This is a genomic window from Exiguobacterium sp. s132, from assembly GCF_018617235.1.
GTDB classification, from domain to species: domain Bacteria; phylum Bacillota; class Bacilli; order Exiguobacteriales; family Exiguobacteriaceae; genus Exiguobacterium; species Exiguobacterium profundum.
Genome location: NZ_JACSJU010000001.1, coordinates 1433000 through 1454130, shown reverse-complemented (window position 1 = coordinate 1454130; position 21131 = coordinate 1433000). Strand labels below are relative to the sequence as shown.

26 protein-coding genes are annotated in these 21131 nt (G+C 43.4%); 16 read left to right on the top strand and 10 right to left on the bottom strand.

The genetic code is table 11. The annotated features are described in order from the left end of the window. The first annotated feature begins 3 nt into the window (after positions 1 to 3). The 12 genes from KNO78_RS07405 (at position 4) to fliT (ending at position 11684) form a co-directional block, all read left to right on the top strand. The gene (locus tag KNO78_RS07405; RefSeq protein WP_214690636.1) at positions 4 to 828 is read left to right on the top strand and encodes a flagellin N-terminal helical domain-containing protein; all 825 of its coding nucleotides are present in this window, start codon (positions 4 to 6) and stop codon (positions 826 to 828) included. Between the two features lie 144 nt (positions 829 to 972). Continuing rightward, positions 973 to 2874, top strand: coding sequence for a motility associated factor glycosyltransferase family protein (locus KNO78_RS07400; protein ID WP_214690637.1), 1902 nt, complete (start codon positions 973 to 975; stop codon positions 2872 to 2874). A 59-nt stretch (positions 2875 to 2933) separates the two neighbouring features. After that, a complete protein-coding gene (gene pseB, locus KNO78_RS07395; protein ID WP_214690638.1) occupies positions 2934 to 3899 on the top strand; it encodes a UDP-N-acetylglucosamine 4,6-dehydratase (inverting) in 966 nt (321 codons plus the stop codon). 41 nt (positions 3900 to 3940) lie between these two features. Then, positions 3941 to 5113: a UDP-4-amino-4,6-dideoxy-N-acetyl-beta-L-altrosamine transaminase gene (gene pseC / locus KNO78_RS07390; protein ID WP_214690639.1), complete on the top strand. Its 1173-nt coding sequence runs from the start codon at positions 3941 to 3943 to the stop codon at positions 5111 to 5113. A 3-nt stretch (positions 5114 to 5116) separates the two neighbouring features. Beyond that, a complete protein-coding gene (locus KNO78_RS07385; RefSeq protein ID WP_308162660.1) occupies positions 5117 to 5854 on the top strand; it encodes a glycosyltransferase family protein in 738 nt (245 codons plus the stop codon). A gap of 29 nt (positions 5855 to 5883) precedes the next feature. After that, the gene (locus tag KNO78_RS07380; protein WP_214690640.1) at positions 5884 to 6855 is read left to right on the top strand and encodes a PseG/SpsG family protein; all 972 of its coding nucleotides are present in this window, start codon (positions 5884 to 5886) and stop codon (positions 6853 to 6855) included. Between the two features lie 14 nt (positions 6856 to 6869). Then, a complete protein-coding gene (locus tag KNO78_RS07375; RefSeq protein ID WP_214690641.1) occupies positions 6870 to 7712 on the top strand; it encodes a methionyl-tRNA formyltransferase in 843 nt (280 codons plus the stop codon). Positions 7713 to 7741: 29 nt separating this feature from the next. After that, on the top strand, positions 7742 to 8788 hold the full coding sequence (gene pseI / locus KNO78_RS07370) for a pseudaminic acid synthase (RefSeq protein ID WP_214690642.1): 1047 nt from the start codon (positions 7742 to 7744) through the stop codon (positions 8786 to 8788). A gap of 135 nt (positions 8789 to 8923) precedes the next feature. Continuing rightward, positions 8924 to 9280, top strand: a complete 357-nt coding sequence (locus tag KNO78_RS07365; protein WP_159562655.1) for a flagellar protein FlaG — start codon at positions 8924 to 8926, stop codon at positions 9278 to 9280. Positions 9281 to 9295: 15 nt separating this feature from the next. After that, positions 9296 to 10945 carry a flagellar filament capping protein FliD gene (gene fliD / locus KNO78_RS07360; protein ID WP_214690643.1) on the top strand — a complete coding sequence of 550 codons (1650 nt, stop codon included), beginning with the start codon at positions 9296 to 9298 and terminating at the stop codon, positions 10943 to 10945. A gap of 14 nt (positions 10946 to 10959) precedes the next feature. Then, a complete protein-coding gene (gene fliS / locus KNO78_RS07355) occupies positions 10960 to 11334 on the top strand; it encodes a flagellar export chaperone FliS (RefSeq protein ID WP_074036234.1) in 375 nt (124 codons plus the stop codon). Continuing rightward, complete coding sequence (gene fliT, locus KNO78_RS07350; RefSeq protein WP_074036236.1) at positions 11331 to 11684, top strand: flagellar protein FliT; 354 nt, start codon at positions 11331 to 11333, stop codon at positions 11682 to 11684. Before fliS ends, fliT begins: the two co-directional genes overlap by 4 nt. A 34-nt stretch (positions 11685 to 11718) precedes the next feature. On the opposite strand, the gene KNO78_RS07345 is transcribed toward fliT, so the two are convergent. Further along, complete coding sequence (locus KNO78_RS07345; protein ID WP_214690644.1) at positions 11719 to 12096, bottom strand: DUF3021 family protein; 378 nt, start codon at positions 12094 to 12096, stop codon at positions 11719 to 11721. Between the two features lie 160 nt (positions 12097 to 12256). Between KNO78_RS07345 and KNO78_RS07340 the strand changes: the two genes are divergently transcribed. Both KNO78_RS07340 and KNO78_RS07335 read left to right on the top strand, forming a co-directional pair. Continuing rightward, complete coding sequence (locus KNO78_RS07340; RefSeq protein WP_214690645.1) at positions 12257 to 12439, top strand: hypothetical protein; 183 nt, start codon at positions 12257 to 12259, stop codon at positions 12437 to 12439. Between the two features lie 138 nt (positions 12440 to 12577). Then, a complete protein-coding gene (locus KNO78_RS07335; RefSeq protein WP_078147330.1) occupies positions 12578 to 13204 on the top strand; it encodes a hypothetical protein in 627 nt (208 codons plus the stop codon). Between the two features lie 149 nt (positions 13205 to 13353). Here KNO78_RS07335 and KNO78_RS07330 read toward each other — a convergent pair whose 3' ends face one another. The 9 genes from KNO78_RS07330 to KNO78_RS07290 all read right to left on the bottom strand — a co-directional run bounded on the left by KNO78_RS07330 (position 13354) and on the right by KNO78_RS07290 (position 19711). Beyond that, the gene (locus KNO78_RS07330) at positions 13354 to 13827 is read right to left on the bottom strand and encodes an AraC family transcriptional regulator (RefSeq protein WP_078147329.1); all 474 of its coding nucleotides are present in this window, start codon (positions 13825 to 13827) and stop codon (positions 13354 to 13356) included. Positions 13828 to 13926: 99 nt separating this feature from the next. Continuing rightward, a complete protein-coding gene (locus tag KNO78_RS07325) occupies positions 13927 to 14427 on the bottom strand; it encodes a DUF1572 family protein (protein WP_214690646.1) in 501 nt (166 codons plus the stop codon). Between the two features lie 263 nt (positions 14428 to 14690). Then, a complete protein-coding gene (locus KNO78_RS07320; protein ID WP_214690647.1) occupies positions 14691 to 15356 on the bottom strand; it encodes a DUF2225 domain-containing protein in 666 nt (221 codons plus the stop codon). Positions 15357 to 15365: 9 nt separating this feature from the next. Beyond that, entirely contained in the window at positions 15366 to 15809 is a 444-nt protein-coding gene (locus KNO78_RS07315) for a YaaR family protein (protein WP_074036246.1), read from the bottom strand. 24 nt (positions 15810 to 15833) lie between these two features. Then, positions 15834 to 16736 carry a flagellin N-terminal helical domain-containing protein gene (locus tag KNO78_RS07310; RefSeq protein WP_159562647.1) on the bottom strand — a complete coding sequence of 301 codons (903 nt, stop codon included), beginning with the start codon at positions 16734 to 16736 and terminating at the stop codon, positions 15834 to 15836. After that, a complete protein-coding gene (locus tag KNO78_RS07305; protein WP_159562646.1) occupies positions 16720 to 17100 on the bottom strand; it encodes a flagellar protein FliS in 381 nt (126 codons plus the stop codon). Before KNO78_RS07305 ends, KNO78_RS07310 begins: the two co-directional genes overlap by 17 nt. After that, complete coding sequence (locus tag KNO78_RS07300; RefSeq protein WP_047795070.1) at positions 17097 to 17387, bottom strand: EscU/YscU/HrcU family type III secretion system export apparatus switch protein; 291 nt, start codon at positions 17385 to 17387, stop codon at positions 17097 to 17099. Before KNO78_RS07300 ends, KNO78_RS07305 begins: the two co-directional genes overlap by 4 nt. 9 nt (positions 17388 to 17396) lie before the next feature. Further along, positions 17397 to 19142 (bottom strand): hypothetical protein, encoded by a 1746-nt coding sequence (locus KNO78_RS07295; protein WP_214690648.1) that lies wholly within the window; start codon positions 19140 to 19142, stop codon positions 17397 to 17399. Positions 19143 to 19216: 74 nt separating this feature from the next. Next, a complete protein-coding gene (locus KNO78_RS07290; protein WP_031422844.1) occupies positions 19217 to 19711 on the bottom strand; it encodes a competence protein ComK in 495 nt (164 codons plus the stop codon). 271 nt (positions 19712 to 19982) lie between these two features. Here KNO78_RS07290 and cspD point away from each other — a divergent pair, with 271 nt between their 5' ends. Together cspD and hpf are read left to right on the top strand one after the other, a co-directional pair. After that, positions 19983 to 20180: a cold-shock protein CspD gene (cspD, locus tag KNO78_RS07285; protein WP_012726946.1), complete on the top strand. Its 198-nt coding sequence runs from the start codon at positions 19983 to 19985 to the stop codon at positions 20178 to 20180. 306 nt (positions 20181 to 20486) lie between these two features. Continuing rightward, complete coding sequence (hpf, locus tag KNO78_RS07280) at positions 20487 to 21050, top strand: ribosome hibernation-promoting factor, HPF/YfiA family (protein ID WP_012726945.1); 564 nt, start codon at positions 20487 to 20489, stop codon at positions 21048 to 21050. Positions 21051 to 21131: the final 81 nt, after the last annotated feature.

Here is a 21131-nt window from a genome sequence, read left to right as displayed (position 1 = left end):
ACAATGATTATCAACCACAACCTTAACGCAATGAACGCACACCGCAACATGTCGTTCAACACAACTAACTCTGGGAAGGCAATGGAGAAACTTTCTTCAGGTCTTCGCATCAACCGTGCTGGCGATGACGCTGCTGGTCTTGCAATCTCTGAAAAAATGCGTGGACAAATTCGCGGTCTTGATCAAGCGTCACGTAACGCACAAGACGGAATCTCACTCATCCAAACAGCTGAAGGTGCATTGAACGAAACGCACTCAATCCTTCAACGTATGCGTGAACTCGCTGTTCAATCGTCAAACGACACGAACACACAAACAGACCGTGAAGAGCTTCAAAAAGAAGTAACAGAGTTGACAAGTGAAATTTCGCGTATCGCGAACAACACTGAGTTCAACACGAAGACTTTGATGAATGGTGATTTCTCAGGTGCTGCAAACGGTCTTAAGTTCCATATCGGTGCGAACTCAGGACAAAACATTACACTTGAACTTTCAGATATGACAGCTACTGGTCTTTCTGTTGATACAGTTGACATCGAAACACAAACAGGTGCTAACAGCGCAATCACTGTTATCAACAACGCAATTGAAACTGTATCTTCTGAGCGTGCGAAACTCGGGGCAACACAAAACCGTCTTGAGCACACAATCAACAACTTGAACGTTGGAGCTGAAAACCTTCAAGCTGCTGAATCACGTGTACGTGACGTAGATATGGCGAAAGAAATGATGAACTTCACGAAAAACAACATCTTGAACCAAGCTGCACAAGCAATGCTTGCTCAAGCGAACCAACAGCCACAAGCTGTACTTCAGTTGTTACGTTAAGATTCATTTAAAACCATATAAAAAGGGAAACGGACATAAAGTCTGTTTCCCTTTTTTTAAATAAATTTGTCAGTCTATCGATATTCATATATTGAAATTGTATACTATATACAGATGAACTTTTAAAACATAAAGGAGTACCTTATGTCACAACTGCGAAACATCGTAAAAGAGCTTCGGGACATCTCAAATCAAGTTGTCCTCTTAGTTGAAAACGAAAAGTGGGATGTCCTCGACGAGATTGTGGGAATCATTCGACTATTTGGCGAAAATATTCATTCTAATGGAATTCGTACAGTAGAACATGTATCGGATCTCCAAGCCATCAAGAAAGAGAATTTACAACTGTATGTCAATGTTGTCTATGATAATTTGCAATTATTAATTACAGAATATGAAGCATTAATAGAAGTAGAACATCAGAATCAAATCGTCTTCCCGTTCCGCTATCATGAGAACGAGATGGCTCTTATAAAGCAGAACGATAGTAGCCACTATTTTGTGAGTGAAACGCTTTTAGAGTTTGAGCGGTTGCGAGCCGAGATTGCTGATGACACGGAAGCTATTATCCTTTTAGGGTATGGAAGTGGGCTGTTTCATGCTGAATTGATAAAACAATATCATGTCTTGACGATTGATCCCCTCAACTTACCGTCAAATATTAAAAGTGATTCAGTCTTGTCTTTTCTTGATTCGCAAGACGATTATAAAACTTTATTGCAATCAAAGTTTCAATCGTTTATTGGTTTGAAAACGGAAGTTATTAAACATCCACTTTATGAGGATACAAAAACGTTACTTGAATTATTAAAATTGGTTCGAAATTATTTGAGCGAAAGTCGAATTGATTTAACGACACGTAAAGTGTACACGGAGAGCTGGTATCAAGAATCGTTTCAAAATGCGAGCTACCTAAACCGGCATTCAGATCGTCTTTTTAACATCGATTGTCTCAAACATAAATATAACGGAAGCCATGCGCTAATGATTGCAGGGGGGCCTTCACTAGAAGATGCAATCCCTTATCTTAAACAGGCTCAGCACGCTTACTATATCATTGCGATTGGTCAGACAGTTAAAGTTTTACTGGAGAATGAAATCCGACCGGACTTTGTCATATCGATTGACGCTGGTGAAGCTAACGCTCATTTCTTCAACGATATTGAAATTGATGTCCCACTTGTCTATTCGTTACAAGTGAATCATCAGATTCCACAACGAGCAAAGGGGTTACTTGTCCCTTATGCTGATGCCAAGATTACACAAGATTTGCTACCTTATACAAAAATAGTTTTCAGTACGTACCCTACGGTGGCGTTAGCAGCGGTTGCATTTGCGAACTATTTGGACTTTGATTCAATTGGATTGATCGGACAAGATTTAGCATTGCGAGAAGGTGAATATTATAGTGCTTCGGTCAAACAAGCTTCTTCAAACGATGGTCAGTTCACTAAAACGTTATATGACGTACCATTGAATAATGGTGAGATGGGGAAAACCACACCAATCTTATTTGGTTTTTTAACTAGTTACCAAGCATTAATCAAGTCACAGCTCGGATTAAAAGAAAAACTAGTCAACTACGCGGAGAAAGGTGCTCGAATTGAGGGAGTTTCGTATCAATCCCTTGAAAGGCTCCACACCACACCGATTCAAAAACAGAAACTTGAACAAGTCAAAGAATCAGAATTGAATGTCCCGATTGAGCATGTACAACAATTACTTGATAGTGTGAGCGAACGATTGCAAATGCTTGAAAAACGATTGGGTCGCGCTATGAATCAAAAAGCGGTCACCATCGATGAGTTTGAAAAAATGCTACGGGATTGGGATGCGATGATTGAAGCGCCATCTTTCCGCACACATATCATGCCGCTTCAACTCGTCAATTTATTAATCATTCAAAATAAAATTAAATTCCATAATCGATATAATCGAACGAGTGCATTACGTCTTTCGATTTTGTCGCGAATGTTTGAGTCGATTCAAGAACTACAAACTCAACTTCACACGATAAAACAAGCGTATGCAGAAACCATTAAGTAACAAGTAGCGCCAATAATATATTTATTAGACATTGTGCATGAGAGAGGAAGTATATAAGCATGTTTACAAATCAGACAATTTTAGTCACGGGTGGTACAGGGTCTTTTGGGAAAAAATTCATCTCCGCCGTATTAAAACAAAATGTAAAAAAGGTCATCGTATTTAGTCGAGATGAGTTGAAGCAATATGAAATGGCACAAGAATTTACCGATCCCCGCATTCGCTTCTTCATTGGGGATGTTCGTGATAAAGAACGCCTTTATCGTGCATTTGATGGAGTGGATATTGTCATCCATGCCGCGGCGCTCAAGCATGTCGGAGCTTGCGAGTATAATCCATTCGAGGCCGTGAAAACAAATATTCATGGTGCTCAAAATATTATTGAAGCGGCTATTGATCGTGGTGTCAAAAAAGTTATCGCACTAAGTACGGATAAGGCTGCAAGTCCGATTAACTTGTATGGTGCAACTAAATTGGCATCAGATAAATTGTTTGTCGCTGGTAACTCATATGCCGGGGATAAAGACACACGATTTGCTGTCGTCCGATACGGTAATGTCGTCGGAAGCCGAGGCAGCGTTGTACCATTCTTCAAGAAGTTGAAGCAAGACGGAGCAACGGTCATTCCAGTGACCGATGATCGGATGACTCGCTTTTGGATCACATTAGACCAAGGTGTCCAGTTTGTTATCGATAGTTTGACACGTATGAACGGTGGAGAGATTTTTATTCCGAAAATCCCAAGTATGTCGATTCTTGATTTGGCTGAGGCGATTGCTCCTGAGTGCGACATCAAAATTGTGGGGATTCGTCCAGGTGAGAAATTACATGAGGCAATGATTACGGAAGATGATGCACGGCACACGTTAGAGTACGACGATTATTTTGTCATTCAACCTGAGTTCCCTTGGTGGAGTGCAGAGTATTCAAATGGTGGAAAGTCGTTACCAGAAGGGTTTACATACGTCAGTAATGTAAACAATCAGTGGCTATCGGTCGATGAATTAAGAGAGTTAGTGAAGTGAGGAAGACGGCATAGTCATTTTTTGATGAGAGGAAGTTTAGAGTGATTGATCAACCTGTAAGAAACACGTTTCTGCCTTATGGCAGACAATGGATCGATGAAGAAGATATTCAAGCTGTGGTCGACACGTTACGAGGTGACTTTTTAACAACTGGTCCTGCTGTTGATGAGTTTGAACAAGCAATCGCTCAGTATGTTGGAGCTCGATATGCTGTCTCCTTTTCTAATGGGACGGCCGCCCTACACGGTGCCTGTTTTGCAGCAGGAATTGGTGAAGGGGATGAAGTCATTACCACTCCGATGACATTTGCAGCTAGTGCGAATTGTGTTCTTTATCAAAAAGGAATACCTGTATTTGCTGACATTGATCCAACGACGTATAACTTAGACCCGAATGCGATTGAACAAGCCATCACTCCACGCACAAAAGCCATCATCCCTGTCCACTTTACAGGTCAACCTGCAGCGATGCAGGAGATTCATCGAATTGCCGAACAACATGACTTAGTCGTCATTGAAGATGCGGCTCATGCGTTAGGTGCCACCTATCAAGGGAAACGAATCGGTGCACTAAGTGATATGACGATGTTTAGTTTTCATCCTGTTAAACATATTACTTCGGGTGAAGGTGGAATCATCACGACAAATGATGAAGTGTATTATCGTAAATTATTACAATTTCGGACCCATGGAATTACAAAAAGTGCTGAACAGTTAGTTGATCACCATGGTCCTTGGTACTACGAAATGCAGTTTTTGGGTTTCAATTATCGAATGACAGATATTCAAGCTGTCCTTGGAACAAGCCAATTGAAGAAGATTGAACGATTTATTGAGTTACGAAAATACTATGTTTCTTTATATAATGAGGCATTTCGCGAGTTATCTGAAATTACGATACCGCATCAAGATGAAAGTGGAGAGTCCAGCTGGCACTTATATATCATTCGCTTAAATCAAAACCGGTTAAACGGTTCACGGAAAGAACTATTTGAGGCCTTATTAAATGAAAACATTGGAGTCAACGTCCACTATATTCCTGTTCATTGGATGCCATATTATCAAGAGCTAGGGTATGAAAAAGGGATTTGTCCACACGCAGAAACGCTATATGAAGATATCATTACACTCCCTCTATTTCCTGCGATGACTGAGGAAGATGTGTACGATGTGATCGATGCGGTGAAAAAAGTGTTAAAACGATATGGGAAGTGAAAAATGGCTATGAAAACGGTGGCGATTATTCAAGCACGGATGGGCTCAACGAGGCTTCCTGGGAAAGTATTGATTAAACTGCAAGGCCGCACGGTGCTTGACCATGTGATTACTCGAGTAAAACAAGCGAAATTAATTGATGAAATCATCGTTGCAACGACAACTTTGAGTGAAGACGATGTATTGTCGGAGGAAGCAAAGCGATATGGTGTTCGTGTGTATCGAGGAAGTTCAGATAACGTACTGAGTCGATACTATGAGGCAGCTATGGAAGCCGAAGCTGATGTGGTGATTCGAATCACTTCAGATTGTCCCTTGATAGATCCTTTCGTAATAGACCAAATGATTGAAACGTATCATAATAATCGATACGACATTGTAACAAATGCGGGCCAGGATTTGAGTAAAAGAACATTTCCACGAGGTTTAGATATTGAAATTTTCTCGAGTGAATTACTAAGCGATGCATTTAATAACCATAGTGAAGATTATCATATAGAACATGTTACACCCTATATGTATGAAAAAAGTCAAAATGTATATCATCATATTAACCCAATAAATGCATCGAACTATCGATTGACTTTAGATACTGAAGAAGACTTAGAACTGATTACAAGCATATATAAGAAACTTTATACAGGAACTCACTCATTTTATTTATCTGAAATTTTAAATCTATTGGAAAATAACCCAGATCTAAGTATCATCAATTCTCATATTGAACAAAAAAAATATTAATGTAGATCTGACAAAGGATATGTATTTGTATGAATATTATAATTTTCACTGAGGGTGGAAACGATAACGGATTTGGTCATATTTCTAGATGTAGTGCATTATATGATGAAATTGTATTGAGGGGATTGAATGCAAAACTCATTGTTAATACAGATTTAGAAAGAATTGAAATGTTATCCAATAAAGAATATGAGATAGCTGATTGGTTATCTTTATCCTATCTTGAAAGGAATTCATTTGACCAAACATATTGCATCATTGATTCATATATTGCTGATATAGAAGTGCTTGAATATATTAAGTTAAAATCAGTTAATTGTATGTATATTGATGATTACAATAGACTAAATTATCCAAAAGGAATTACTTTGACTCCTGCATTAATCAAAGAATCATCAGTTAAAAATAACGAGAATGAACTGAGCGGACCAGATTATATTATTTTGCGTAAAGAATTCACTAACAAGCGAGAACGAATCATTAATGAGGATGTAAAAAAAGTCCTTGTTACTCTAGGTGGATCAGACGCAAAAGGATTGACAGAAGAAATAATCAAGAAAGTAATTCCCCATTTTCCATTATTCTCTTTTGATATAGTGTTAGGGAACGGAAAAAGCAGTCCTGAACTTATAGACGAAAATAGAATCGAGAATGTAAATATTATTAATAATGCAAGTGCTTATGAAATGAAAGAGTTAATGATTGATTCCGATTTTTCTATTACTGCTGCTGGACAAACTGTATATGAATTAACTGCTACGAATACTCCTTTCATACCAATCAAAACTGCTGAAAATCAACAAAACAATATAAATGGATTGTTTGATTTCAATGTAATTAATTGTTTGATTGACTCAGATGATCCTTTTTGGATTGAAAACTTACTTTTTGAGATTAATCGTTTAAAAACTTATGACAGTAGATTAGAGTTCTATCATAGATCAAAAGGTTTAATTGATGGTCGTGGATGTAAGAGAATAGTTGATCGATTGTTAAAGTAGAGGTGTTTGTTGTAATGAGGATGATATTTTGTGGTTTTGGTAAACTAGGAAAAGTTTGTTTAGATACTTTAATTCAAAACAAGTATGATGTTGTGTTTGTATTAACTCATAAAGACATGAGTGAGCATAGTGTGGATTCATACTGTGAAGTTAATAATATTCCCTATTCCTATATAGATGTAAGGAAAGAAGGAAATAAGCTACTGGAACAAATCTTAATCGAGAATTCTATCTATCTAGTGAGTGTAAATTACAGATATATTTTACCTTCTAAAATCATTAATTCTGTAGAGGTGGCTATAAACCTTCATGGGTCATTATTACCAAAATATAGAGGAAGAACCCCACACGTTTGGAGTATCATAAATGGCGAAACATACAGCGGTGTTACTTCACACTTAATTGACGAAGGTGTAGATACTGGAAATATAATTAAGCAGATACGAATTAAAATTGAGGAAGATGATACTGGGTATGACTTGTTGATAAAATTTGAAAAAGAATACCCGGACTTACTATTGGACTCTTTGACAGATATACAGAGTGGAATATTGCCTAAAGTACAGAATGAAAGTCAAGGAAGTTACTTTGGAAGAAGAACTCCTGAAATGGGCTACATAGATTTTTTTAAAAATACTTTTGAAGTAATTAATTTTGTGAGAGCACAAGCTAAACCATATCCAGGTGCTTATTATTATTTGAAGAATGGCAGTAAGATAATTATTCATAAAATAATTCAATGCTCTGATTCAATAAGTAACTTGGACACTATTGGCGTAATTGAGAAAATCGATAGTGACTACTATGTACGGTGTAAAGACAATGTTTTAAAAATAGTTGACTATGAAATTATTTAAATGTGATTAACTACGAGGTGTGTATAAGAATGCCTATTAATATTCAAGATATTTTTACAAAGAATACTAAAAGTACATTTATTATCGCGGAATTATCGGCGAACCATAATCAAGATATTCAGCTCGCACTTGATACAATAAAAGCTGCAAAGGATTCTGGTGCAGATGCAATTAAGTTACAAACTTATACTCCTGACACCATTACCATCCAATCAAGTAAAGAATATTTTACAATTAAAAGTGGTACGATTTGGGATGGTCGCACACTTTATGACTTGTACCAAGAGGCCTATACACCGTGGGAGTGGCATAAAGAGTTGATGGATTATGCAAAAGAGTTGGATATCGTTTGTTTTTCAAGTCCTTTCGACCCTACTGCTGTGGATCTATTAGAAAGCTTACAGGTACCTGCGTACAAAATCGCTTCATTTGAAATCACTGATCTACCACTCATTGAATATGTTGCCTCCAAGAACAAACCAATCATCATCTCAACTGGAATTGCAACGCTTCAAGAAATTGAAGATGCAGTATCCGTCTGTCGTAAAGTTGGAAACGAGCAAATCATATTATTGAAATGTACGTCAGCCTATCCAGCAAAAATTGAGGATGCGAATCTCTTAACGATACAAAATATGAAAGAGACTTTCGGTGTCGAAGTCGGATTGTCGGATCACACGCTTGGAATCACTGCACCGATCGTGTCTGTCGCGTTGGGAGCGAAGGTGATTGAAAAACACTTTATTTTAGATAAGTCAATTGGCGGTCCAGACGCTAGTTTTTCTTTAGAGCCTCATGAGTTTAAAGCGATGGTCGATGCAGTTCGAGAAGCGGAACAAGCATTAGGGCGCGTCGACTATCAATTAAACGAGAAAAAAGTGAAGAATCGTGAGTTCGCACGTTCGTTGTTTGTGGTGAAAGATATTCAAGCTGGGGAAGTCTTCACGACTGAACATGTCAGGTCAATTCGTCCGGGACATGGATTGGCTCCGAAACATATCGATTCCATTCTTGGTAAAGTGGCAAGAAAAGATATCGAGCGTGGAACACCAATGAGTTGGGATTTGATTAAGTAAAGTAAATAAGATGATTGTCGAGGTGGCGGTTACGTCGCCTCTTTATTATGTGTGAGAAAGAAGAAGAAACTTAAGGAAAAAGTATTTTGACCGATATAAGAAATGAGACCATAACATGTGAGGGAGTAGAAGACTATGAATCCGACCATTTCTGAAGTCAGACTTCACTTGCCTTCTTCTGTATTACCGTATGAGCAAACTAAAAATGTGTTCGTTGAGGCCAATCAAACTCAACTCGCCGATGAAGGTATTGTTATTCTTCCGACGCCTCAACACATTACAAAGTTAGAGGCAGCGGTCGAGAAGGCGAATCAAGTCCTTGAAAAGCAACGTACCGGCTTGAAATTTATGAAGCACGAAAAACTGAATGATTATTATATTCAAATCGTCGATGCGAACAATGAAGTAATCCGTGAAATCCCAAGTAAAAAATCAATGGATTTCTTTGCGGCGTTTATGGAGTTTAATCATTTATTCGACGAACGGATATAAAAAAGGAGTGGGCATATGACATCACCAATTCGATTTGGCGGATTAGCCAGTGGGATCGATACCGATAGTATCATTAAACAAATGATGCAAGCAGAACGAATTCCAGTAGATCGTTTAGAACAGAAAAAACAATTGACCGAATGGCGGCGTGACTCTTATCGTGAGGTCAACCGTTCACTGTTAGCATTACGAAACAGCGCGGTCGATATGATGTTCAGCCGAAACTATTACGCAAAAACGGCTTCATCCTCTGATGAATCGCGTGTATCTGTCGTTGCAGGTCCATCAAGTGGAAACGCTTCGCTTACTATCAATTCAGCGACGTTGGCTACCTCGGCTTCTCATGTAGCGGTGGCAAATGGTGGAGGCATCACAAATGACACGGCAGTTTCGACACTCGGGTTAGAAGTTGGCATTCGGAAACAAACGTTAACTGCGGGAACAACTGAACTCGTAGTGAAACCGCTACCGAATAATCCGCCAACTTTTACGGATAAAGATGGTAATGCGATTTCATTAGCACATACGTACGATGCGGCAACTGGGAAGATTACGTTCGATAGTGGAGTGACAATCCCTGAAGGTGCACAAGTCGTGTATGAAGCTGGCTATCAAGTTCGTTTCCGTAACGAAGACGGTGGAGCTTTACAGACAGTATATGTTGATGAGAATGCTAAGTTTAAAGATCTCGTTACCGCGTTGAATGGCACAAAGACAGGAATTAGTGCGTTCTTTGATCAAACTTCAGGGCAGATTTCATTAACACGTAAAGACACGGGCGTGAAATCGATTATCGAATTTGAAGGCACTGCAGCTAAAGCACTATTTGGTTTAAATGGATCCGTAGCCGGGACGAATGCATCTGTGGATGTGAACGGCATTACGTTGACCCAAAGTTCAAACACCTTTACGATTGATAATATGACCATCACATTGAAGTCCTCATTCAATGATGGTACTAAAGTAAACTTGTCTTCTGCGACAGACACTCAAAAAATCTTTGACGGAATTAAAGGGTTCGTTGATAAATACAATGAGACCATCGACCTCATGAACAAAAAAACACGAGAAGAACGATTCCGTTCGTTTTCACCGTTGACTCAAGCTCAACGTGATGAGTTATCTGAAGACGAAATCAAGAAGTGGGAAGAAAAAGCGATGAGCGGTATGCTTCGCGGTGATACGATTTTACGCGGAACTATGGACAATCTTCGGAGCAAATGGTCGAGTGCTACAGCTTCATCGAATGACGTCGAGATGTCACGATTGTTCCAAATCGGTCTTTCGACTGGAGCGGATTTCACCAATGGTGGTAAAATCGAACTCAATGAAGAGAAGCTAAAAGCGGCTATCGAAAAAGATCCGGAGCAAGTATATCAGTTGTTTACAGATGCTGAAACTGGATTATTGCCACAAATCCGAGATGCTGCCAAAGATTCGCGCGATACGATTACACGAATCGCAGGAGCGGAAGGTTCTGGCGCACAAACCCATTCGATGGGGAAAGAAATGACCGATATTGATTCGCGTATCAAGCGGTTAAATGATTTACTCGTCGATAAAGAAAACGCCTATTACCGTCGTTTCACAGCGATGGAAACAGCGATGAACCAAGCGAATGCTCAAGCGGCATCACTGTCACAGTTTTTAGGCGGAGGCATGTAAGAGGAGGAGTTTAAATGGTAGCCAATCCATATGCAGCATATCAAAACAATGCGGTCACGACCGCAAATCCACAGGAACTGACGCTTATGCTTTATGACGGAGCGCTCAAGTTCATGCGCCTCGCCAAGCTTGCAATCGATCAAGGTAACCCTGATTTAAAGAACGTCAACATTCAAAAGACGCAAGCTATTTTTCGGGAACTTCGTCTGACACTCAATAAAGACATCGCTGTCTCAGCGAACTTAGATTCGCTCTATGACTACATGTGGCGCCGCCTCGTTGATGCGAACGTCAAGAACGATACAGCTATCCTTGACGAGGTACTTGATTTTACGACCGAACTACGTGATACGTGGAAGGAAGCGATGAAACTCGCGAAGCAGTCATGAGACCGATTGATGAAATCATCTTAAAGACGCAACGCTTGAAAGAACTGCTCGCACAAGTCCCGGAAGAACCGACGTATGATACATGGATGGAACAAATCCATGAGCTTTTAGATGATAGGGAACAGTTGCTCGCAGCACACGGTCCCGATTTGGAAAAAGCCGATCAAAAGGTCCTCAGGCAACTCGTCGACGATAGTCAAAAGATTTCTCGTCTCATTGAAGCCGAGCACCAGCGTCTAGGGATGACGCTAGGGACAGCCCGGATGGAACGGAAGACGGTCAAATCATATGTCGACCCATATGAAGACGTCGATTCTAACTTTTCTGGTCTATTCGACCAGCAGACGTAAAAAGCTCGAAGGCATATGCCTTCGAGCTTTTGTGTTAAGAGGCTTTGACTTGTCGACGCATGCGGATGATGAAATAAGAAGCGGTAAATAAAATCAGACCACTCACCGTGAAGTTTAAATAGAGACGTGCGGCATCTTGAAGCGATGTGATTGGCGTAGACCGACCGAACCATAGAAGTGGTAGGATTGTCACGTGCATAACGCTCCAATGAATGAAGATTTGTTTCTTGAACGACCACTGTTTGACTTCATAAATAACGCTTGTGAGCCCGAGGAAGAAGGCGACCCCTGCGTAGATGAACATTCCATGCACAGCCTCTGTATTCCCTGACCAACCTTGATAGAGAGCAAGTATCGCGAATGGCAACGACCAAATGAGACTCCGAAGTATTCCTTTTTTCAATAGTTGCATATGAATCTTCCTTTCATCGAATCGTTGTAAATGTATACGGCTGTGGAAAGGAAAAGTTTCATATAAAGGGTATAGATGAAATGATGTCTGTTTTCCGCTATAATCGGGTAAACATCAATGTAGCCGTTGCTTCTTTTCTGGAAAGAGGGAGGGAAACGAGATGCGTGAGAAAGAGTCCAAGATATCGTCACGGAAGCGCCGTTATTTCGTCTATGGTCCAGAGGGAGCGTACGATGAATACGTGGAACGGGACCCGAAACTTGAAGCGTACGTCGAGGACGATACGCCGTTTGAGGATCGTCCTGACCCATACGAGGAAGAAGAGCTGAAATCAAGAGGATAAGTATACATGTCAAGGTCCGATTATGGGCCTTGACTTTTATTTTACCTGGAACTTTTTCTTAATACGGTTCGGTTTGTCAATTCGTTATATTCGTCTTAACCACAACATCACTTGGATTAAGAAAAGGGAGAGATGAAGATGAACATGAAACGATTTGGCTTACTGGTGGCGGTACCGCTCGCACTACTTGTCGGTTGCGGGGAAGCAGACGAACTGAAGACGACGGCGACGGATACGGAAGAAGTGGTAGAGGCGGAAGCGAACGTACCAGAGGAGACGACTGTTGAAGAGACGGACGTCCAAGAAAGTGAACTCGGTACGAACAAGATCTACATGAAGAATAAGGCACTCACGATCACGGAGACGATGGGTCCGATTCAATTCGCCATCGACAAAGTACAGACGTCACGCCTCACGGTCGCAGAAGCTTATAGCGACTCATTCGATGGACAAGAAGAGGTGACGGTCGTCGCGATGAACATGTTGGTCGAGAATACGGTCGACGAGACGATGAGCTTCCATCCGAACCAGGCAACACTGGTGACGAACACAGGGGAACAGGTGTCTTCGGACTTATGGTTCTCAGATGACGTCGGTGGAGAATTTTTAGGAAAGGTGAAGAAAGAAGGGAACGTCCTCTTCTTCGTGAAAGCAAAACCAGAAGAGCTGACGGACTTGAAAGTCGTCATCGATGGACCATTCAACGAGAACTTCGACAAAGTGGCAGAAGACCGCTACGAATATACACTTAACGTGACAAAATAAGAGTAGGCGTGCCAAATAAAATCGGTACGCCTAGTCTCATGGTTGATTATTACTACACAATAAGCATAGTGGTTAGCATAGAGAATATAAGAAGGGATTCTCATATTTTGAGAGTTCCTTGTATCTTAATTTTTTCATTTTGTAAAATCTTAATTCTTAATGGGTACATATAAATCGACTTTAGATTTTCCGTCGGGATCTTCAGCTGGATTGTTCAAATTGAACTCCAAGGTATTTCTAGATTCGTCCACTGAATATTCGCGTTCTAGTAACCATTCTTCAAAAATATATTTATACGTCTCACTCAGTTTTTCTGGAGTATCGTAGAAATGGTGCACGATGTATTGACCACCTTCTAGCATTTTAAATTGTATCTCCCCGTGCCCTGTTTTATCAAAGTTTTTAGGAACTGTGACACAAGCATCATGTCTACATTCATGAGGATCAACATCGTTCGGATTATCTAATGAAATACCGATAAATTGACTTGATGGAGGGTAAAGGTTGTGTTCCGTCGCCCAATGTATTAATTTCCCCCAATGTTCTTGTGGTTCAAAATAGCTACCCGTACGTCTGATAAATGCAATTTCAGTTTCAGGCAATTGCTTTAAAGTCATATCCATTTTGTAACCCCCATTAAAGTTGACTGATTCAATTGTCTTGATGTCCAAAAAAGTGCTTCATTGAAATAATATCTCGTTGAAGTGTTGCAACAGGAATTGTTATTTACGCTGATGCGGCAACGGAATCGACAACACATCCCAGTCGCTCCCGGCGAATAGCTTCGACAGATAGACGATTTGTCCGACATGATACCCATAATGCGACACTTGGCGTTCGATCGCGTCAATCACGGAATGGGCTTCCCCTCGAATCATCACGTTCTTCCCTAAGTCATCTGGTGTCAAATCAGCTAAAACATTATCCAACAGTTGCCAACGCTCGTCCCAAACCTCCATGAGCTCCGCACGGGATAGCTGCTGGTCCTCGAACTCGGCGTCCCGGTCACGGTCCGGCTTCTCGCCGTCTGTCGTCAAAAAATCGGTCCAACGCGACTTCATGTTATTCGCCATGTGCTGGATGATCAAGGCGAGCGAGAGTGTGTCCGGCGCAAGTGTCTTGTGCAGGTCCTCTTCACTCACTTGGACGAGCGCGCGCTCAGCGAGTTGTTTCTGGCTTTTAAACGTAGCACGTACGGTATCGAGATATTGCGTTTCAAACATGAAAAGATCCTCCTCTTCGTATGTATCTGCTTTGAATATACCCCATATCTATCCCACTAAAAATTAAATTAATGTTATAGCAATTGAGATTCCATGGGATACATCCTGCAAGACGTCACCGCATAGTCGACATGAGGGTACTGGGTAGTCAATGTTGCGTGGATCTCTTATTCATCAATTGTGCCGATTGCGTTTGAATGTGAGTGGATGAGTGCGATTTTTTGTATTCAAAAAGTGTGAGACACAAGGTCCCACACTTCTGATTAGGCGTGCTCCAATCGAAACTCTTCCCAATGATCACGGGCCTGGTTCCGGATGCGTTCCGATACTTCCTTACTGCTGAGGAGAATCCCATACCAGCGACGCGCGTCCTCGTAGTAGTCAAGCGCGGCCGACAAATCGGCAATCCGCAACATGAGCTGGTCGTACGGTAATCCGGTCCGAATCGGGTCTGTATACGCTTCTTGCACCTCATTGTATTTATCGAGCGTCCGCTGCATCCATTCCTTTTCAGACGCTGCATCCCCAATCAATCGGTACATCCATACGATTCGCATCCCGAGCATAGCGATGACAGATGGTTTTTGTCCGCTCAACTGGGCCGTCATGACGGCGAACTTATAGAGAAGGATGACGTGCTCATATGAACGGTCGCCTTTCAACACATCCGGATTCACTTGATTGAAGTAGCTCGTCTCAAGCGCTTCTCGGTTATGTTTGCGCACCTTGTCGAACGAGTCGTGGAAGACGAGGTGACAATGGTCACAGACGGTCGGTTCGTATAAATAAGGATTCGGTCCATCATACGTTGTGTAGCCATCCTTCTCAACTTCGAGTGGACGGATGTGACGTGATAAGACACGGTTCGTCTTACTTTCTTGTAAACAATACGGACATTTGACTTTCTTCAAAAACAAATGTTCTGCCATCTCGACACCTCACACATAGACATTGACGAGCAATCCGCGAATTTCACCGACTTGGTCGAGTAGGGAAAGGCGAGAGGCCTCACCCGAGATGACCTGATCTGTCAGCGCGAGGAGTTTTTGGTCGACTTGTTCGACGACCTTATAAATCTTCGCGCGCCCGCGGCGATTGAATCCGCGTTTATCTTCGAGACGGAGTGCCGCGTCTACGGCCTCTTTCATAAAGTCTTTAATCATTTGTTTGTATTCGGCAAGCGCTTCGACAGTCTGACTTTCAGCTAGAAGTTCTCCTTGTTCATGAATCGCGGCGATTTGACGTTGGAAGCGTTCATGCTCCCGGTCTTCGCGCTTCTGACCGATCACATTTTGGAAGGAGACACCGGGTTCGACTTCGGCGCGCTTTGCCTTACTTGAGCCGAGGAGCGATTGCGTCTCCATGATGCGACGAATGTCCATATGGGCAACCGTCCTTTCTTTAGGTTAGTTCAATAATTGTAACACGCCTTGCGGCAATGCGTTCGACTGGGCAATCATCGCCATGCCGGACTGGTTCAAAATGTTTAGACGTGCGAAGTCCATCATTTCACGGGCCATGTCGGCATCACGGATTCGTGACTCAGACGCCGTTAAGTTTTCTGAGCCGATGGCGACGACGCTGACGTTCGCTTCTAAGCGATTTTGGATGGCTCCGAGTTTTGAACGTTCGAGTGACACTTTGTTGATGGCTGCATCGAATTTCGAAATGGCATCACCCGCATCCTCAGGTGTCAACACACTCAATGCATAATACGTTTCAGTGGGTGTCGTCGAATCGTTGTCATGGTCGACGGCAGGAAGTTCTCCGCCACCGGGTGTCGTCATCGTGATATTGAGTGCATGCGCCCGCATATCTTCCACATTTAAGATGACGGCTTCATTGTTACCTGCACCGATTTGGAAGAATAACGTATTATTGCCTTGCATGTATTCGCCATTCATAATTTTCTTTGAGTTGAATTCCGTCGTTTCGGCAATTCGTGTCACTTCGGCAGTCAACGCGTTAATTTCTTCCTGGACAGCTTTGGCGTCGTCTTCACTGAGCGTTCCATTTGCTGATTGAACCGATAATTCACGCATCCGTTGGAGAAGGGCGTGTGTTTCGTTCATCCCGCCTTCGAGTGTCTGCGTGAGTGAGATACTGTCGAGCGTGTTGCGTTCTGCCATCGAGAGCGAGTCGAGGCGCATCCGCATTTTCTCTGAGATGGCGAGTCCTGCCGCATCATCAGATGCCTTGTTGATGCGAATCCCACTTGAGAGGCGATCCATCGTTTTTTTCATTGACGCTTGATTCAGGGAAAGAGATGTATACGCTTTTAATGCTTGGACGTTATTCGTAATTTTCATAACGGTTTCCTCCAGTCGTGACAGGTTGGGTCTTGGCACGCTCCATTGCTTCACCCCATGTTTGATCGAGGTCACTTGCGAGCGTATGTAGTTCGGCGATTTTTTCCTTATCCTGGTCGATGATAGCTTCGACGCTTGCGTTTGCCATATATAGATAAATTTCATCCAGTTGAGCCGCGATAATCCCGCCGCCGTCATGGAGTCCTTGGTGAAGTTTGACTAAAAGTTCACGGGCTTGGCGAAGATGACGGTTTCGTTCGGCAATCGTCGAATCTTGCGCATGTTTATAGTGATAGACGAGTGCGTGAAGCATCGCCTGAGTCAGCTCTTCCGGCCTCATTTCATATAATTGGGTTGAATTCATCTTTGTTCTCCTTTGATCGAATCAAGTTCCTCTATCAACAACAACACTTCTGCCATCACATCATAAAGTTGGGGTGGGATGGCGTCTCCTAGGTCAAGGTCGAGCAAATGGCCAAGCAAGGAATGGTCGTTCTCGACCGCTACTCCTCGGGCACGTGCTTCCTGTAAAATCTTTTCAGCGACGGCTCCGGTCCCGCGGGCGACGATGACGGGCGCTTTATCCGTCGTTTCATCATAGCGGACGACCGCGGCCGTCTTACGTTTCGTCAAATCCATGCGTTGGTACATCGGGACCTCCTAAATTCTAAAGTCATATCCTGTCGTCGGTGCTATCGTAGGCTCTTCGATGACACGATCAGCTTTCGTGAGCGGTTTGAACTGGGTCGTCACACTCTTATATCCAATTGTCTCGAGCGTTTGTTCGATTTTCCCGAGAAGGGGACGAGCGAGTCGCTCGACCGTCGAATCGTCGTGCTCGAGTGTGAGTCGGAGGTTTCGATCTTTTGCTTCGAGTTTGACACCAATTTCTCCAAGACGTGGGGTCTCTAAACGAATGTAGAGGACACTGTTCTCCCAGTCGACAACGTCCCCGGCCTCCCGGTTTTGGATATGAACATGGATTCCGGTGTCGATCTCTTGAACTTTTGCCGGTAGGGCGAACAAGAGTTGATGGAGCTGACCGCCATCAAGGCGGTTGAGCGTCTGTTGGACTTGGAAGAACGAGGCGAGGCGTTGCGCCTCGGGGTTCGTCGTATCTCCACGTACCGATAAAGCTGATGTCGGCGTATTGGACGTCGCTTGGGCGAGCTGTGCCTGTGTCTGCACACGTTGCGCTACTTCCTGGATGTGTCGTCCAGATAATGTCGAATCGAGCTTGAGTGGCGCGACGGTCGGCATCTCGCCGGCACGTGTCGCCCCGTGTGGGATATATTCGATGCGTGTCTGGTTCGGCGCATAACGGAAATCATTCAGTGCCGCTCGGACCTCTTTGACGAGTGTCGCACTCTCTTGTGGTTTCGTCGCAAGCAACGACAACGCGACGTCGAGTTTGGCCGTCATGGCGACCAATTGCTTCTCTTGAGTCACGTCGGTATGAAGCAAGGCGTCCGTCTTTTGGACGAGTTGTGTCAGACGGGTCGAGACGGTCTCGAGGGCAGGGCGTGCCGCATGCGGGTTCGTCTCGATCAACGCAGCGACTTGTCCGAGTTGTTTCGTGACGGTCGCCTGCTCGTTTCGGAACGTGTTCGTGACGGTCGCTAGATGTGACGTCACTTCCTTCACCATCACTTGCTTCCCGTTGATTGGAGGAAGCGGCATCGCTTGGCGCGATTCAGATTCAATCGGACGCGATGATATCGGTGTCGTCGGCGTGAGGTCACGGATGACCCGGTCAATCGTTTCCGGTGTCGGCGTGACGCGTTCACTCACGGGACGTGACAGATTGACGAGTTCGACATACCGCTCTTTTTGTGGGTAAGGAGCGTTCGGCGCCGGCGGTGTGATCTGTTGTTTCGCTTCGTTCAAAGAGAGGACGGCGATTTCCCGAGCCATCTCACGAGGAACGGTCGGAGTGTCGAGCGTCTTCAAATGTAGGATGACGTCCCGCATGTCCCCTTTGAAAGCCGTCTCGAGAAGGCGTACCGTGTCTTCGTTCATCGGCAAGCGTCCGGATTGTAGCAGACGGCTGACCGCGCTTCGTACTTCAGGTGGAAGGGAAGCGAGGAGCGTCTGAATCTTCGCATCAAGCTTTGACGACGCGGACGCAGGTGGTGCGGATTCAAGTGTCTCTTCCTTTGGAGGAACGACGGTCGCCATCAAGACGCCGTCCTGTTCGGCGAGCGTCACTTGGAACGGGTTCGTTTTCGGAAGCCCATCTTTAAATGTGACCTCGACTTCTTCACCGTTGATCTTGACAATCGCGGAGTCGGGTCCTGTTTGTTTGACGAGTTCGGCCTTGTACGTCCGGTTCGTCTGGATGCCTGGTAAGACCGAACTGACGGCGGTCGCTTGGGCTTGAATTTGCATGTTTGTCACCTCGACCATAATATCGACCTCTTTTTAAAAAAATGAAGCGATACAATAGAAAAAAACCTTCCGTCTTTTCGACGGAAGGCGTGTCAGGACTCGAGCACGGGGCTCGCGTTCAATTGTTGGAACCGGGCGACAAGTTCACCTGTCGCTTTGAGCTGGTTCCGGAGGACGTACGGTGTTGCGTTCGTTTGGATTTGATGTCCATCAGTCGTGAGGACAAGCCCGTTCGGCTCACCCTCAATGTTCAGTATGTCTCGAATATGGGACCAGGCATACCATTCACAATCGTCTCGTTTTGGAGACTTCGTCGGGAAGAAGACGAGTCCAGTTGTCGGTTCAATCACGACAGGGACTTTCCCTTTTACGCCGGCGACGCGTTTGGCGATGAAGATTCTTTCCTCGATCGAGCTGTTGTACTGGCGGCAAGAAAGTTGCAACAACTGGTACGGCCGGAGCGGGGTTGAAATCTCGGTGCCATCCTCGAGAATGATCCGTGACTGCTTCATGATGTCAAAGCAAGGGAGAATCGCCACGGTTCGCTTTGTGATGCGATATTTTTCCTCAGAATAGTAGGAGCGCATACGCTGCACCATCCTCCTCGTATTAGATTTTCAGGATCGGCTAAAGACAAACGGCACAAACCTAAATCATCCCTTCAATGATATATCACAAAAAATGTAAATTCAACAAGACAATATGAAAAGTAGGGAAATATAATTCCAATGAAAGCCAAATGACGAAACGTTTACAAATATTTGAGAAAGTATTTGTCACGCTTACAAGAAGGTGGTAAGATTAGCCGTAGAGGACAATCCTCTGTATTCTCCAATGGTGAAAGGAATGGATTTACACATGGTAGGTAAAGTAAAATGGTTTAACTCAGAAAAAGGTTTTGGATTCATCGAAGTTGAAGGCGGCAAAGACGTGTTCGTACACTTCTCAGCAATCCAATCTGAAGGCTACAAATCACTTGACGAAGGTCAAGATGTAGAGTTTGAAATCGTTGATGGCGAGCGTGGCCCACAAGCGGCTAACGTTGTAAAATTATAATTTCAAACCACGAAGCCGGCTCCCTTGGGAGTCGGCTTTTATTTTTTCTACATAATAAAAAAAGGCGTTTAAAAATGAGTGGAATGGGTATTTTCTTTCTATACCTTTCGCTCGTTCTAGGAAATGTTGAATTCGGAACAAAATTGTCATTATTTTCTGATGATAACGTTTTCAATCGCAGCGTTTTCGGGGTATAATATGAGTGAGCCACCTGGTTCCCCTTTCTTTTTTAAGAAATGAAGCAGGAGATTCCGTCTCGTTCGACGAATCATTGGTTCAAGCGGTTATTTCTAAGGAGGAGTTCAGATGATTTATAACATTCGCGGCGAAAACATTGAGGTCACACCAGCAATCAAAGACTATGTCGAGAAAAAGCTGGAGAAGTTGACTCGGTATTTCACAACTCCTACGGATGCACAGACGGCTTACGTCAACTTGAAAGTGTATAACGAGAAACAAAAAGTGGAAGTGACGATCCCGATGCCGAACTTGTTGCTCCGTGCTGAGGACATCAACCTCGACATGTATGCGGCAATCGACCTCGTCGTCGATAAATTGGAACGTCAAATCCGTAAACACAAAACGAAACTCAACCGTAAAGGACGCGGGAAAGAAGGTGGCGTCGGCGAGTACTTCAAGTCTTTAGAAGGACCTGATGATACACCGGCCGTCTACGATGAGGACGAGGCAGAACTCGAACTCGTGCGGACGAAACGCTTCACGTTGAAACCGATGGACACGGAAGAGGCGATTCTTCAAATGGATATGCTCGGTCACAGCTTCTTCGTCTTCTCAGACGCAGAAACGGGCAACACGAACGTCGTCTACCGTCGTAAAGATGGGAAGTACGGCTTGATCGAACCTGAATAATAAACTTGACACTACACGACCTCCCGGCTTCGGGGGGTCGTTTCCTTTTGCCTTTCCTTGAAAGGTGGCACCACTTCGGTT